This is a genomic window from Clostridium sp. KNHs214, assembly GCF_000744935.1.
Classification (GTDB): Bacteria; Bacillota; Clostridia; order Clostridiales; family Clostridiaceae; genus Haloimpatiens.
In genome coordinates, this window is the sequence record NZ_JQMW01000009.1 from 603237 (window position 1) to 619496 (window position 16260).

Annotated in this window: 13 protein-coding genes; all 13 read left to right on the forward strand. The window is 29.9% G+C overall.

The features are described from left to right. The first annotated feature begins 34 nt into the window (after positions 1-34). Entirely contained in the window at positions 35-211 is a 177-nt protein-coding gene (locus tag CC89_RS19870; RefSeq protein ID WP_081896973.1) for a YjfB family protein, read from the forward strand. Between the two features lie 150 nt (positions 212-361). Further along, positions 362-793 (forward strand): hypothetical protein, encoded by a 432-nt coding sequence (locus CC89_RS05230; RefSeq protein ID WP_035289884.1) that lies wholly within the window; start codon positions 362-364, stop codon positions 791-793. 117 nt (positions 794-910) lie between these two features. Further along, positions 911-1918 carry a Wadjet anti-phage system protein JetD domain-containing protein gene (locus CC89_RS05235; RefSeq protein WP_035289886.1) on the forward strand — a complete coding sequence of 336 codons (1008 nt, stop codon included), beginning with the start codon at positions 911-913 and terminating at the stop codon, positions 1916-1918. A 12-nt stretch (positions 1919-1930) separates the two neighbouring features. Beyond that, positions 1931-3556 carry a hypothetical protein gene (locus tag CC89_RS05240; protein WP_035289888.1) on the forward strand — a complete coding sequence of 542 codons (1626 nt, stop codon included), beginning with the start codon at positions 1931-1933 and terminating at the stop codon, positions 3554-3556. Further along, complete coding sequence (locus CC89_RS05245) at positions 3556-4263, forward strand: DUF6063 family protein (protein WP_035289890.1); 708 nt, start codon at positions 3556-3558, stop codon at positions 4261-4263. Before CC89_RS05240 ends, CC89_RS05245 begins: the two co-directional genes overlap by 1 nt. Beyond that, positions 4256-8635 carry a coiled-coil domain-containing protein gene (locus CC89_RS05250; RefSeq protein WP_035289892.1) on the forward strand — a complete coding sequence of 1460 codons (4380 nt, stop codon included), beginning with the start codon at positions 4256-4258 and terminating at the stop codon, positions 8633-8635. The genes CC89_RS05245 and CC89_RS05250 overlap by 8 nt, the downstream gene beginning before the upstream one ends. Before the next feature lie 803 nt (positions 8636-9438). Further along, positions 9439-11172 (forward strand): flagellinolysin, encoded by a 1734-nt coding sequence (locus CC89_RS05255; RefSeq protein ID WP_035289894.1) that lies wholly within the window; start codon positions 9439-9441, stop codon positions 11170-11172. 251 nt (positions 11173-11423) lie between these two features. Then, the gene (locus CC89_RS05260) at positions 11424-12245 is read left to right on the forward strand and encodes a flagellin N-terminal helical domain-containing protein (RefSeq protein WP_051931516.1); all 822 of its coding nucleotides are present in this window, start codon (positions 11424-11426) and stop codon (positions 12243-12245) included. Positions 12246-12388: 143 nt separating this feature from the next. Beyond that, complete coding sequence (locus CC89_RS05265) at positions 12389-13225, forward strand: flagellin N-terminal helical domain-containing protein (RefSeq protein WP_286161308.1); 837 nt, start codon at positions 12389-12391, stop codon at positions 13223-13225. Positions 13226-13498: 273 nt separating this feature from the next. Continuing rightward, on the forward strand, positions 13499-13891 hold the full coding sequence (gene flgB / locus CC89_RS05270; RefSeq protein WP_035289897.1) for a flagellar basal body rod protein FlgB: 393 nt from the start codon (positions 13499-13501) through the stop codon (positions 13889-13891). Positions 13892-13893: 2 nt separating this feature from the next. After that, positions 13894-14334, forward strand: a complete 441-nt coding sequence (flgC, locus tag CC89_RS05275) for a flagellar basal body rod protein FlgC (RefSeq protein ID WP_035289899.1) — start codon at positions 13894-13896, stop codon at positions 14332-14334. A gap of 8 nt (positions 14335-14342) precedes the next feature. Further along, positions 14343-14639, forward strand: a complete 297-nt coding sequence (gene fliE, locus CC89_RS05280; protein ID WP_035289902.1) for a flagellar hook-basal body complex protein FliE — start codon at positions 14343-14345, stop codon at positions 14637-14639. Between the two features lie 41 nt (positions 14640-14680). Further along, on the forward strand, positions 14681-16255 hold the full coding sequence (fliF, locus tag CC89_RS05285; protein ID WP_035289905.1) for a flagellar basal-body MS-ring/collar protein FliF: 1575 nt from the start codon (positions 14681-14683) through the stop codon (positions 16253-16255). The last annotated feature ends 5 nt before the right edge of the window (positions 16256-16260 follow it).

The following is a 16260-nucleotide window of genomic DNA, read 5'->3' on the forward strand; positions in this document are numbered from 1 at the left end:
CTACGATATATAGATTAATACAAGGAGGGGTAATATGGATATAGCAGGTTTATCAATGACAATGAGCCAAAGTAAGCTTATGGAGCAAGCTAGTTTGTCTGTTATGAAGTTAGCTTTGAATACGGGAAAAGAAAATGCAGCGGAAATGACAAAAATGTTAGAGCAATCAGCTGACCCTAGTTTAGGAATAAATTTAGATGTGAGAATCTAAAGGTGATTAAAGAGACACTAGTAGCTAGCATGAAAGTTACTAGTGTCTTTTGGTATAGGTATTTATACTAAACTGGAATGAATTTCTAGTTGATGTAATATAAATCTAATGATAAAATATATGTATAAATAAATTATGGTGGTGAATTCAATGGATAAAGATATATTGAGTGCAATTAGTAATTTGTTAGATGAGAAATTAAATCCAATAAAAGAAGATATATCTGGTTTAAAGGAAGATGTGTTTAGTTTAAAGGAAGATGTGTCTGGTTTAAAGGAAGATGTGTCTGGTTTAAAGGAAGATATATCTGGTTTAAAGGGAGATGTGTCTAGTTTAAAAGGAGATGTATCTAGTTTAAAAGAAGATGTAAAATTTATAAAAATTCAGCAAAAGGAACATGGAAGAATTTTAAGAATACTTGAAGATAAGGCAATAACTAATAAGGCAGAACATGATAATATGTGTAATGAAATTTCTCATCTTTCAGCAAAAGTTGAAAATATGAGAAAAGACTTGGCAACAGTAGAGATAGTAACAGCTAGAAATATGGAGAATATAGCAAATCTTAAGGTTATAAAATAAAATATGAAAGCATAAATGAACACCAAGTAGATACCAGGGCTTTGGTGTTTTTTTACGCTTACAAAGAGTTATGATAAAATATTAATAAAGAAATGAAGCGATAATTAGAGGTGAAATATGAAAGATATAGATAGTTATAGTAAGAAAATTATAGAATTGGATAAAATTGATGAAATATATAAAACAGAATCCTATGAAGAATTATGCAAGGTTGTAGCTGATTTAATAAAAGAGGAAAGAATTTTGCCGGTGAAGAATAGTGGTGGAAATGGTAAAAAGCCAACGCTATATAAAAAATATAGGATATTAGAGAAAAATAAAGATAATAGTGAGATCCTTGATGAAATAAATTATAAACTATCAACTAAATTCAGTATTGAATATTATAAAAATCATTTAGAAAAGTATAAGGAACATAGAGAATATATTTTTAAATTAGATGATTTTATAACTAATAAGCAGTGGTTATTAAGTAAAACCATTTCTATGAATGAAAGAGCCTTTCAAATATGGGGAAGGGAGAAATTTTTGCAAAAGGAAGGGGGAAAAACTATTTTAAAAAATTTAGGAATTGATTTAAAAGAACTAAATTATTATGATACTTCTGAACCTTTGGCATACTATTCAAAATATAAAGAAACGCCACAAAAGGTTTTAATTATAGAAAATAAAGATACTTATTATACAATGAGAAGACATTTAATTAGTGGCGGAGATAATATTTTTGGAGAAAATATTGGCACTTTAATATATGGTGGAGGTAAAAATATTAATAAAGCTTTTAATGATTATAAAATATCAGTTGAAGATTATGTTTCAGATAGTAGAAATAAAATATTATACTTTGGTGATTTAGATTATGAAGGAATTATTATATATGAAGGTTTATATAAGTTGTTTAGCAAAGAGTATAATATGATTCCATTTATAAGTGGATATAAAAGGATGATTGACAAGGCTAAAATTGAATCAATATGTTTACCAAAGACTAAAGAGGGCCAGAATAAAAATATTAGCCAGATATTTTTAAGGGAATTTGATGAGGAGTACAGAACTAAAATAGAAGAAATATTAAAAAATGATATATATATACCACAGGAGATAGTTAGTATTATAGATTTATAGTTGGAGGAGAAAATGGATTTAAGCTTTTTAGATGTACAGCATATAAGAATGAAGAAAATTGGTGCTTATGCTTTGCTTTTTAGAAATAGTATAGCTAAGGGTACTTGGAAAAAGTATGGTTTTAATGAAGGCTATGAACAGGATAATTTAATATTTTCAATATTACTTTACATAATGGAACAATCTTTAAAGGAAGAATTATGTACTATTGACCATATAGCAGCCTTTATTGATGAGGTTAACAATCTTCATTTTAAAAAGGGTATAACCTATGAGGAGTGCAAGAATTTAGGGGAGTTTATAGTGAATGCTATTTTATGTGATGAAGGTAATGCAATGTATTTTAAAGCCTACAACTTTAAGGAAGGGCAATACAAGGATATTAATATAAGCTTTATTAAAAACAAAATGGAATATATTGATGGTGTAAGAAGGGTGTCATATTCATTAACAGATGATGGATACTCACTGCTGTTATCTACCTTAGAAATTGAGGAAAATTTAAAAATTACTATTCATGAGATTGTATTTAAAATGCATTTAGAAAAAGCATCTTATGATAAGGCAGTAGATGATATTAAAAATATATTTAATATGCTTAGAATAAGAGTTCAAAGCATGGAGAATGCCATAAGGAAAATAAGAGAAAACCCTCTGTCCTATTCAGCAGAGGACTATAAGTCTATGATGGAAGGAAATTTAGAAATTTTAAATAATACTAAAAAACAGTTTCTTGTTCATAGGGAGATGGTAAATGAAAAGATTAATGAGTTCATTGAACATGATATACATATTAAAGAGTTAAATAAAGAGGAAGAAGAAAATCTTAATAATTTAAAAATAATAGAGAAGTATTTAAGCAGGACTATAGATGAGGATCAGAAGGTGCTGAAAAAGCATTTTGATTTGAAGGATGTTTATGGAAGGGAACTTGAGAATATCTCGAAAATGTCTTTGATTGAAAGATTTAATTTTAAGTCAGAGGTTTATGATAAAATACTAGAGAGCCCAGAGAAACTAGAAGATATTGATATATTTTTTAGACCACTATTTAAAACGAAGCCTCACAAATTTTATAACATAAATAAAGCATTAGAATATCAAAAGATTATTAGAAAAAATCAAGTTGAAGAGGATGAGGAGTTTGCCATTGATGAGGATGAAGTAATTGAAGCTGAAAATAAGAAAAAGCTAGAAAGACTAGACAAGTATAAAGGGGTAATAGAATTACTTTTGGAGCTAGCCGCTGAAAGAAATAAAATTTCTTTAGGGGAAATTAATTCACTGATAAAAGAAAGTAACATATTAATGAATACTTTAATTCCAACAGTGGAAATATTTAGAGAAGTTATTATTGAAATGCTTAAAAATAGAATTATAGATATAGCTGACATAAGAGAAGAAAGAAAAAACTCTGTTGAGTCTGGTGAAATAGAATTTCAACTTAATAAGAGTATTTTAGAAATTATTGATGGAAATAAAAGTTTTAAAAACATATCAAAAATAAAAGTTGAAAAGATATTGGATAGTGAGGACGTTAAATTAGAGGGATTAATGAATGAAAATGGAGATATAAAAAACTTCATATGCTCGGATATTTCTATTGAGATTACAAAGTCAGGAGGCTTGAGGTTATAATGGCATATACTACTGAAGAAATTAAGCTTAGCAATAAAATATTTTACTATTTATTAAAGCATGGTGAGCTGAAAGAAGATGTAGAAGAGCTTTACAAGAATTATTCTGAAAATGAGAATGTAACGGAGCTTGTCAAAGAGCAGGGGGAGGCGTCAGAATGCTATGTTAAAAAGTATGGTGGAATAGTATATCTGATACCTAAGGAAGACAATGACTTTATAGGATATTCAAAAGGGGAGCTTAAAAAAGTATTATGTAAATCTGGAGCAAATGATAAGGATTATTATTTATCTCAATTTGTCATATTAACTCTTTTAGTTGAGTTTTATAGCTCTCAAAGTATTTCTAGCAAGTCCAGAGAGTATATTAAAGTTGGTGAATTTTTGAATATTATCACTGAGAGATTAAGGGATGGTATTGATAGAGCAGCAGATAATGTTGAAAGTGGAATTGACTTTGAAAATATACTTGAAAGATTTGAAGCTTTAAAAAGTAGTGATAGTAAAAGTACTTCCAAGACAACAAAGGAAGGTTTTATAAATACAATTTTAGATTTCTTGGATAGTCAGGGTTTAATATATTATATTAAGGGCGACGATATGATTAAAACCACTAAAAAGCTGGACAGTTTTATGGACTGGAATTTGTTAAATAAGAATAATTACAATAGGGTATTAAAAGCTTTAGGAGAAGAGATAAATGAGTAAAATACATAAAATTAGATTTGTTAATTTAAATTATAATTATAATACTATGAAAATAGATGATGAGAAATTTTATTTAAACGGCGAAAATACTATGCTTAACTTGAGAAACGGTGGAGGTAAATCTGTACTTGTTCAAATGGTTATGGCTCCTTTTGTTAATAGAAGATACAGAAATACAAAGGATAGAGCTTTTGAAAGTTATTTTACATCAAGAACTCCTACGTACATATTGGTTGAATGGAAGCTGGATGATGGAGCAGGTTATTTATTAACAGGTATGATGGTTAGAAAAAAGGAAGCAGCTTCCGATGAAAATTCAAAGGAAAAGCTGGACATTATAAACTTTATTCATGAATACAGAGATAGAAATGAATATGATATTGATAACATTCCTGTAATTGAGGAGAAAGATGATAGGAGGGTAGTAAAGAGCTACGCTAATTCTAAAAATCTATTTGAGAATTTGAAAAAGAATAGAGAGCTTAAGTTTAATTGTTATGATATGAATAACTCTGTAACTACTAAAAATTATTTTAGTAAATTAGAGGAATATAAAATTAATTATAGAGAATGGGAAACTATAATTAAGCAGATAAACTTAAAGGAGTCAGGGTTATCAGAACTTTTTACGAAGGCTAAGGATAGCAAGGGCTTAGTTAAAGAATGGTTTTTACCAGCAGTAGAAAATAAGCTAAAAACTGATGAGGACAGGATTGATAATTATAGAAAATTATTAGATGCATATATTAAGCAGTATAGGCAAAATAAAGCAAACATTGATAAAAAGGCAAAGCTTGAACTATTTAATGAGTTATCTAAGGGTATACATATGTGCTGTGATGAATTTATAAGTACAGCTGAGAAAAAGGAAGAGATAAAAAATTATATTGGGAATGTAATAGAATTTTTAAAGGAAAAGCTTGAAGATAAAGAAAGGGAAGAACTGGAATTAGAGGAATTAGCTAAAAGCCTTAATGACAAAATAGAAGAGCTTAGATATGAAGAAGAATCAATAAAAATATATAAAAAGCAGGATGAAATTTATACTTTAGAAGCCCAAAGTAAAAACCAGCAGGAGCTTCTTAATGAAAGCGAAGGTAGAAAAGATAGTTTAATAAGAAAAGGGAATATATTAGAGTGTGCTAAGATACACAGGATGTATCAAAATACTTCAAAAGAGCTACAGCAGTATGAAACTGAACTGCGTATATTGAATAAAAAGAATGAAGATAGTGCACCGTATATTAATAATCTTGGTTTTACTATAAGAGGAATTCTACAAAAGGAACTAGATAATGTAAAGATAGAGAAATCAGATAAGGTACAATTGAAGAAGGATTTAATAAAGGAAAAAGAGGATATCAATGATAAACTTAATGCTAATAGAAAAGAAAATTATGGCTTAACGGAGAAGAAAGGTAGCTTGTCAGCGGAGATTCTATCCTTTGATAAATTGGAATATAGCTTTAACAGTAATTATAGTTTAAATCTATTTAGAAATATTGAGGGGTATTTTGATGAACAGAAAGTGCTTGTTATTGATAAAGAAATTAATGATGAAATTTTTACCTTAAATAAGGAAAGAAAAAGTATTGTAGAGAAAATATTATCTGATGAAGAAAAATTAAAAAGTAAACAAAGTGAAAGAAAAAGAAATTTCGAAAATATCTATGATGTTAAAAATAAATTTGCTAACAAAACTTCAGACCTTGAAAAGGCTGAAGAAGAAATAAAGAAACGAAAGGATATAATTAAGTTTGTTTATTTAGAAGAAGATAAGGTTTTTGATGGTGAAAGTATAGTCAACGCTTTTGATAGAAAAATAGACTTTTTAAAGGAAGATGAAACAAAGTTAAAAAGGCAATTTGAGAGTATAGTAAGTGAAATTGAAAAGCTTAAAACTGGAAAAGTTCTAGAGCTTCCCAAGGATGTTGAAGAAAAGCTTAGACAGAAGGATATTAGTATAACTTATGGAATGGAGTGGTTGAAGAAAAATGGGTATTCGCTAGAGAAGAATAAAAAGCTTGTAGAGGATAATCCATTTATTCCGTATTCTTTAGTAATGGATGATAAAGAATTGGAAAGCCTAGAAAAAGAATGCTTAGATATTTTTACATCTTTCCCTATATCGATTATTAGCAGGAAAGACCTTGAGAAGGGAATTGACAATATCAATGCAGGTATTGTGAATTTAAAGGGAGTTAGCTTTTTTATTTCCTTTAATAATAAGCTGCTAAATGAAAGTGAACTATTAATATTGATATCAGCTAAAGAAAAAGAGGCAGAAGCTGTACAGTCTAAGATAGGTGAAAAGAAAGAGAATATTGCTTTCTATGAGGAAAAAAGAAATCTAGTTAAGTATTCAGAATTAACCCTTGAAGGTTATGAGGAATTAAAAAGAGAAATAAAACTATTAGGGGAAGAAGAACAGAAATTAAGACAAATTGAAATTGATTTAGAAAAGAATATCTTAAGCCTTGAGGATGAAATAAAGAATAATAAAGAAAAGGGAAAGCTTTTAGAGAAGAATATTGAAAGCAACAGTGCTAAGGCAAAAGCTTTTAAAGGGCTTATAGAAGCTTATGAACAATATAAAAAGGAAAAAATTTCTTTAGAAAGAGTTCAGGAAAGACAAAAGATAATACAGAATGAAATAGATAAAGGAGAAAACAGAAAAAATCAGATAGAAAATGAAATAAATGAGTGCAGCATCTCAATTAATCATTATAATAATAAAGAAGAAAAAGCTTTGAAGGAGCTTTCTAACTTTAATATTTATAGATCTGGAACTGAAATTGAAAAAGATATAGAAGATTTATTATCTGAATACTATGCTTTAACTAAAGACATTACAAGTACAGAAAAAGAATTGGGAGATAAAATAAAGGTTCTTTCTGAGAAGTTTAATGAGGTTGAAAGAGAACTTAATTTAAAAGCTGATAAATATAAAGTAAGTGAAAGTGATTATATTAATGAAACTTATGATATTCATAAAGAGTTTGAAATAAAAGATGAATTGGATAAAGAAAGTAATAGCTATAGCAGTTTACTTAAGGAATATAATAAGCTCAATAGTGCTATTAATATTGCAAAAAGTAAGTTAGAGGATTTATATAGCTTTTTAAAAAATAAATTTGATAGAGAAGAGCCTAAAAATAAGAGTTTATTAGTAGAAAAGGATTTTAAGCTGGAAATTGAAAAGCTTAAATTAATGATTCATGAAAGTAACAATAAAAAAGTTCAGGTTAATAAGTTAAAAGCTAAAATAGAAAATAATTTAACTACCTTAAATGAATTTAATGACTTAAATGTTATAGAAAAAGTGGTTGTAGACATAGACTTAAATCAATTAGATAGTTTCATAGGAAGGCTTAAAAGAGATTTTAATAATATTAAGGATGAAGAAATTAATAAGGAAAAAAATCTTACTAATTTAGTTGTTGATATTGAAATAAAAGATGAATTTAAACATGAAAGCTTGTTTAAAGAGCCAATTCAAACACTTAAAGCCTTAAAAAGCAAGCCTAAAGAGTTTAAGAAACAATTGAATTTAATTACTAATTCCTATGAACTGATCATGGAAAAGCTATTGGCAGATATTGAGCTTATTGAAAAAGAAGAGGGCAAAATACTAGAGAGCATATTAGAGTATATAGAGGATGTTCATGAAAATATTGAAAAAATAGATGAGAATTCATCCATTACCATTGGAACCAAAAGGCTAAAGATGCTAAGTATAAAGGTTTCTGATTGGAATGAAAATAAAGAGCTTTATAAGATCAGATTAAAGGAATATATCGAGCAGGTAAGAGGGCAAAGCATAAAGGCTTTAGCGCAGAACGAAGATATAGAAGATATTATTAGTAATAATATCAATATAAATAAGCTTTATGATGAAGTTGTTGGGATTGGATCAGTAAATATTAAGTTGTACAAAATTGAAGAAGATAGGCAAAGGCAGATTACTTGGGATGAAGTTTCAAAGAACTCAGGGGGAGAAGGATTTTTATCAGCCTTTGTAATACTATCAAGTTTGTTATCTTATATGAGGAAGGATGAAAGTGATATATTCAGCAGAAAAGAAAGTGGTAAGGTGCTTATAATGGATAACCCTTTTGCTCAAACAAGTTCAGCTCACCTTTTAAAACCATTAATTGATATTGCTAAAAAGAGTAATACTCAGCTTATATGTTTAACAGGGCTTGGTGGAGATTCTATATACAATAGATTTGACAATATTTATGTGTTAAATCTTATACCATCTAAGCTTAAAAGTGGTGTTAAGTATTTGAGAAGTGAACATACAAAGGGAGCGGAAGAAGTCATTGTAGCATCAAGATTTAAAATAGAAGAACAAATTAAATTGTTTTAGCTAAGTTACCTGATATCTGGTGGTCGTTGGTTAATCCTTGGTATGAAATTCCACTAAAATTGAGTAATTGTGAAATGCAATACATTTTAGTGCTGTAGATACAAACAGAAAAAGTTGTATGTGATATAGTAAGAAGATTTTAGAAAAATATAGAATTAAGAGTAGTGAAGGGGCATGTGAATATTATTGATTTCACATTGAAAGAGAAAAGGAAATAGAATTTTTAAAGGAATAGAATTTTGCGTATCGAATTATAAACTATGGTTGTAAATATTTAGTGAAAAGATATTTAATGAATAACTATAGAAATAAAAAAGTTAGTAATTGGATAAATGAAAATAACAAAAACTGTGGTGGTCTTTTAGTGGACCTAGGTAACTGGCTATTTGGAGCACTTGGGTAAATATCCATATCTAATTTAATATGTAATAGATATATTATCAGGGATTAAAAGTAAATAATAGTGTAACAGAGGGCAAATAAGAGGGCTGTAACAGGCGGCAAGAAATACTCAAGCTAATCAGCAGCCAAATTATATAATAGAACTTTTAAAATCTCTTTAATTAAGTGATATGCTAAAAATTCTAAGTTTTTTTATTTTTGCTTAGATGTAAGAAGTTAAAATGTAATTAAAGGAGCACTAGTAACTAATATAAAAGTTGCTAGTGTTTTTTAGGTAACTGTTACTTGAAAAAAATGCTTAAGTTTTTTATGAATTATACGAAAAATAAAATTATAAAAAGTATATTTTAACTTTAAGTGAAAAAGGAATTTCACTAATTTTTTCAAGGAGGAAATTACAAATGATAATTAATCACAACTTAAATGCTATGAATGCCCATAGAAATATGTTTAAGAACGCGCTTGATTCGGGAAAGTCTATGGAAAAATTATCTTCTGGCTTTAGAATAAATAGGGCTGGAGATGATGCTGCAGGACTTGCTATATCCGAAAAGATGAGAGGACAGATTAGGGGATTAGATCAAGCGTCGCGAAATGCTCAAGATGGTATATCCTTAATTCAGACTGCAGAAGGTGGATTAAATGAAACTCATTCCATTATACAAAGAATGAGGGAATTATCTGTACAAGCTGCTAATGACACTAATACTAAAGAAGATAGGGATAAAATTCAAAAGGAAATTAGTCAATTAACAGCTGAAATTGATAGAATAGGGAATACTACAGAATTTAATACTATAAAGCTTTTAAAGTCAGGTGGAGAAAGTAGTGAAACAGCGAAGAATATAATAAAAGGACTTAAAGAAGGCTGGCTTGAGATGGCTGAAAAAAGAATAAAAAATCAGTATGGATTGGAAGGTAAGGGAACTACAAGTCTTAAGATTGTATTAGATTCAGGAACTCCTTATGGTGAGCTTGCCCATGTTGGAGGTACTTCAGCAGTGCTTGAGCTTCATATAGATATGTCGGACTTTGCACCTGGTACTGGTGATGATGGAAATAACCATCTTCAAAAACTTTATAATGACCGTATAATAGCCCATGAAATGACTCATGCTGTTATGGATGATGCATTTGGTGCAAATAAAATGAACACAATGCCTACTTGGTTTGTTGAAGGTACTGCGGAATTTATAGCAGGAGCAGATGAAAGAGTTAAAAATTTGCTTAGTAATGTAAATGGAACGGGAGCAGATACGGGAAAAGTTACAGAACTTATAAATAGAGCTTCTTCATTGCTTGGAGGAGCAGCTTGGAGTGGTGATGATAAGGACTATTCAGCAGGATATATTATAGTTAAGTATTTAAGTTCTAAATTAAACACCTCTAATAATATGAGTAATTTAATGACTGCTATAAAGGGGGATGCTTCAGCTGATGGAGCTACTGCCTTAGGTAATGCATTAGGAGTTCAGGGTACCACTAATGGTATAAATTCTATAGCTAATTTAAAAACTAAATTTGATGCAGAGGCTGCTGCATTTATCAATGATATAACAACTAATCAGCTTAATTGGGGAACAGATGAAACGGATGTTGGAGCTATTGGAGGTAACACTACTGGAGGAGCTGCAATGAAAGCAGAGGATGTTTTGGATGAAGGAGCAGCTACGGATAAGACAGATGGACAACCTATGCAGAAATTCAATGTAATATGGCCACAGGAAGAGGAAATATCTAATTCTGAATTAATCATGCAAATAGGAGCTAATTCAGGTCAAACTGCAGCTATTAAATTACAGGATATGAGAGCATCAGCTCTTGGGGTAAATTCTATAGATGTTTCAGATAGTAAAAAAGCTTCTGAATCTATAACAAAGTGTGACAATGCTATTGCAAAGGTTTCTAGCTTTAGATCAGCTTTAGGGGCAATACAAAATAGATTAGAACACACTATTTCTAATTTAAATAATACTTCAGAAAATTTAACAGCTTCAGAATCACGTATTAGAGATGTGGACATGGCAAAAGAAATGATGATGTTCAGTAAAAATAACATTCTAGCTCAAGCGGCTCAAGCTATGCTTACACAAGCGAATGGACAACCTCAGGGAGTATTGCAACTCTTAAGATAGGGTAGTGCCTATATTAAATTAATTTTAAGGGTGTAAAATATAATGGTAAAATGATGAATTAATAAAAAACACCAGTAGTTCTGGTGTCTTTTTACACTAACAATTACTTGGAATTTGAAAAAATACTTAAGTTTTTTAAAAATTATACGAAGAAATAACTAGATAACAGATAAATGGAAAAGATGACTAGATAACTGTTAATCGGAATTATTAGGAAAGGAATCCTAAGAAATTTACAAGGAGGTGAAAACGTGATAGTTAGCAGCAATGTGGCAGTGCTTAATTCTTTTAATAAAGTTACTAAAAATAAAGGCGCTAAAAATGAATTAGTAGAGAAGATATCCTCTGGAAAAAGGATAAATAGGGCAGCTGATGATGCGGCAGGTCTTTCTATAAGTGAGAGTATAAAGGCTCAGGTTAGAGGTATGTCTATGGCGGAAAGAAATATTCAAGATGGAATTTCACTTGTTCAAGCAGCTGATGGGGCTATGGGTGAAATAACTAAAAGCCTTCATAGGATGAAGGAACTTTCTGTACAAGCTTCTAATGATACTTTGACAGATAAGGATAGAGGAAACTTAGAGGATGAGCTTACTCAACTGAAGCATAATATAAATACAATAGCATCAGAGACGGAATTTAATGGTATCAAAATTTTAAAGGAAGACAGAGCCCTTACTTTGCAGATAAAAGATAGCCCCTATACTACCTATGAGTTGCAATTATTTAACGTAACTACTGGAGCTTTAGGCATAGAGGATATAAGTGTAGCTCTTGGTCAAAAGGCTCAAGAAGCTAATTTCAAAGTTGATGAAGCTTTGAATAAAATTACTGGGTGCAGAACTAGTTTGGGTAGCGATTTAAATAATCTTCAGCATTCTTTTAATGATGCTAGCAATTCAGGGGGCAATTTAACAGCAGCTCTTTCTGGAATTGAAGATATAAATATGGCCACAGCCCTTATGAGGTCAGTTAAAGAAAAAGTCATGCTAGACTGCAATGAATCTATGTTGACAGCAGCAAGACAAAATAATGATAACGTAAATGTGGTTTTAAATAAGTGGCTTTCATAATAGAAGGCAGGATTCCTAGGTAACTGTTACTTGGGAATCCTTGATATTCAAGTAGACACAGAATTTTAAAATCACCGATGTATATATGTGAGGGAATTAGTTTATTTAATTAAAAGTATGAAAGGATTGATTTTATGAGGCTTATGCATAATTTGGCTTCTTTGAATATCTATAGAAATTATTCTAGAACACTAGAAAGACAAAGTGTGGCTATGGGTAAAATATCTTCAGGATATAAAATAAATGGAGCTAAAGAAGAAGCTAATGATTTAGCAAAGAGTGAAAGAATGAGAATGAGCATAAGAGGGCTTAATATAGCATCTAGAAATGCTCAGGATGGTGTAAGTATGCTACAAACAGCAGAAGGTGGCATGGAAAATATGACATCTATACTTCAAAGGGTTAGGGAGTTAACTGTTAAATACAATAATGGCACTAATAGTGATGGTGATAAGGCGATTATTCAAGAAGAAATAAAAGAATTAATAAATGCCTATGATGGCATATGTGAAAATACAGAGTTCAATGATAAAAAACTTTTATCTGTCGAAGAAACCATAGAAACAACTATTGGGTCAGAATGTGGAGAAAATTTAAAAATAGAATTGAAAGATTTGCGAAGCGGTAGTATGAAGAAAAATGATATAAAGCTGGAAGACTTAAAAGAAATATATGATAAAAATATAGATTCTAACAAATCTATAGAAATATTAGATTACTCTATAGATACACTTGTAAAAGCTAGAAGCCAATATGGTGCTTTGGAAAATAGACTTGGAAGTACTATGGAAAGATTAGTAGAAATAAAGGATAGAGTACAGGGCGCTGAAAGTGAGATAAGAGATACAGATATTGCAGAGGAATCGTTATCTGTTGCTAGAGATAATATATTAATTGATGCTGCCAATGCAATGATGACTCAAAGTAACAAATTTCCTCAGGATGTGTTAAAGATTTTAGAAAATGTTAGAAGTAAATAAACCTTTTGTATATGCAAGAGGTTTTTTTATTTTATAGGATATTATATTTTTTTTAGAATGTTTAACTTTTTTACACAAATATTTGAAATGTATATACAAAATATGCTAAAATAATACCAGAGCAATTATTTAATATGAATTTTAATTGTATTCGAGTAAATTGCTATAAAAATCTACAGAAACCAAAAAATATTTGTTAAGTTTTACGTTTTATGCAGGAAAATTCATTATAAGTGTTTAATAGTATAGAAAGATAGAAAGGATGTGAAAAAAATGCCGGTAAAAAATGTAAACTCATATAATTTGTTGAAAAAGTCATTAGATGCATCAGCTTTAAGAAGCAAAGTTATATCCAATAATTTGGTTAACATAAATACTAAAGGTTATAAAAGAAGATATGTTACTTTTGAAGAGAGTTTAAAAAACGCTGAAAACGACATAGCGATGAAAAGAACTTCTCAAAAGCACATGGATGCAGGCGAGATTTTTGGAAACATGGAAGTTAAAAAAGATACGAAGACTTCTATGAGGCAAGATGGAAATAATGTGGATATTGATAGCGAAATAGTAAATCAATCAGCTAATACCTTAATGTACGATGCTCTTACAGTAGAACTAAATAATAGAATTTTAATGAGAAGAAGTGTGATAAAGGGGGGTAGATAGATATGACAGGTGCATTTAGTACTATGCGTATAAGCGCTAGTGGACTTTCAGCAGAAAGATTAAGGATGGACACTATAGCTTCTAATATTGCTAATTATCAAACTACTAGGGACAGTGAGGGAAACAAAAGAGCATATAGAAGAAAAATAGCTGTTTTTCAAGAAAACTTATCAAATAGCATGGAGAATTTAGAAAAGAATCAAGGTAATGAACTCTTAGGGGTAAAGAGCATAGGTATAAAGGAAGATAATTCTCCTCTTAGAAAGGTATATGATCCTGCTAATCCAGATTCAGATGCAAATGGATATGTAGAGATGCCTAATGTAAATGTGCTAAATGAGATGGCGGATATGATAGCTTCATCGAGAGCATATGAAGCCAATATTTCAGCTATAAACTCAGAAAAAACTATGTTTTCAAAGGCATTGCAAATAGGAAGGTAGGTATTTAAATGAGAATTAATGAATTTACTCCAGATGCAAAAATTTTTGAATTTTCCCAAGATACAAAATATAAAAAAGAAAACAATTTAGATTTTGGGAATTTTCTTAAAGAAAAATTAGATAGTGTAAATGAAAAACAGATAAAAGCTGAAGAAACTACACAGAACTTTATAAGTGGCGAAGAAAAAAATATACATAATGTTATGGTCAATACTGCAGAAGCAAAACTATCATTAGATATGGCCATAGAGGTTAGAAATAAAATAGTTGAGGCATACCAAGAGTTAAATAGGATGCAGGTTTAATCTGTATTTAATTAATAGCAAGGTTGTAAGGAGCAATAGGAATGGACAAACTTAAGGAATTTACTAAAAAAATTAAAGATAAGTGGTCAAAACTTACAAAGGGAAAGAAAATAACTTTTACCATTATACCTATTGGGATTATATGTGCAATCATAGTTTTAGTTATTACTATGAATTCACAGAAATATGGTGTGTTATTTTCTAATATGAATGATAAAGACTTAGGAGCTATTTTAACTAAGTTAAAAGAAAAAAAAGTAGAATATAAGGTAGAAGGAAAAGCTATAAAGGTTCCAAAGGATAAAGTTGATGTTTTAAGATTAGAGTTAGCTTCAGAAGTTCCTTTGACTAACGGTAGTGTTGGTTTTGAAATTTTTGATGAGAGTAAATTTGGAGCCACAGATGAAGAAATGAAAATCAAATATCAAAGGGCATTAGAAGGAGAACTTGAAAGAACTATAAAAGGTCTTCCTGAGGTGGATGATGCAAAGGTGCATTTAGTTATGTCAGAGGACAGTGTTTTTGTAAAACAGGATACTCCGTCCAGTGCTTCTCTAACCTTACGCTTAAAATCTGGAAAAGAATTAAAAAAAGAGCAGGTTAAGGCTATCGTGGCATTACTTTGTGGAAGCGTAAAAAACTTAGATAAAAAAAATGTAGAAGTAATTGCTGCAGGTGAATATGGAACAGCTCTTTTAACAACTCCAGATTTATTTAATGAGGAGGATAAAGAGTACATAGGTAATACCCAAGAACAAGAAAAAATGAAAAATTCACTAGAAAAAAGTTTGGAATCCAAGATACAGTCTATGCTTGAAAAAGTTTACGGAAAGAATAACATTGTTGTAAAAGTAAATGCAGATTTAAATTTTGATGCTATACAGCAAAATAGCACAGAATTTGCTCCAAAGGGAACAGTGGTAAGTGAACATATTATCCAGGATAGTAACAACAATGCTGATACTGCTAACACTAATAGTCCAGTAGATGATAATATGGCAGCTAGAGAAGAAACTACTAAAGGAAATTCTAATGTTACGCATAAAGAAGAAAAGAGAAATTATGAAATCTCTAAGAGTGAGAAAAAAATAATAAAAGCACCAGGTGCCGTGAATAAATTATCTACTTCTGTACTATTAAATGGAAACATAGATACAATGACTAAATCTTCTATTACCAATTTAGTTACAGGAACTATTGGATATGATGAAAAAAGGGGAGACACCATAAGTGTTGAAGGAATGAATTTTGATAAGAGTCTTGAAAATAAAGCTAAAAAAGATATAGAAGCTATGGAAAAGCTTAAAGAAAAGGAAAGATTAAAGAAGATAATAATGTATAGCGTAATGGGAGTAATATTATTAATAACATTAATAATAGTTTTAATAGTTAGAAACAGGAAGAAGAGAAAAGAAGAAGAGTTAGAAGAGGAAGTTAATGGAATTGATGTGGTTATAGGAGATAATGTACAGCCTAAAGAAGCTTTTGAATCAATTAATTTTGAAGAAGATAACGAGAAAACTCATTTAGAGAGAGAAATACAGAATTACGCAACAGAGAAGCCAGAGCAGGTAGCAGAAATAGTAAAATCATGGCTTACGGAAGATGAGAGGTGATTTTA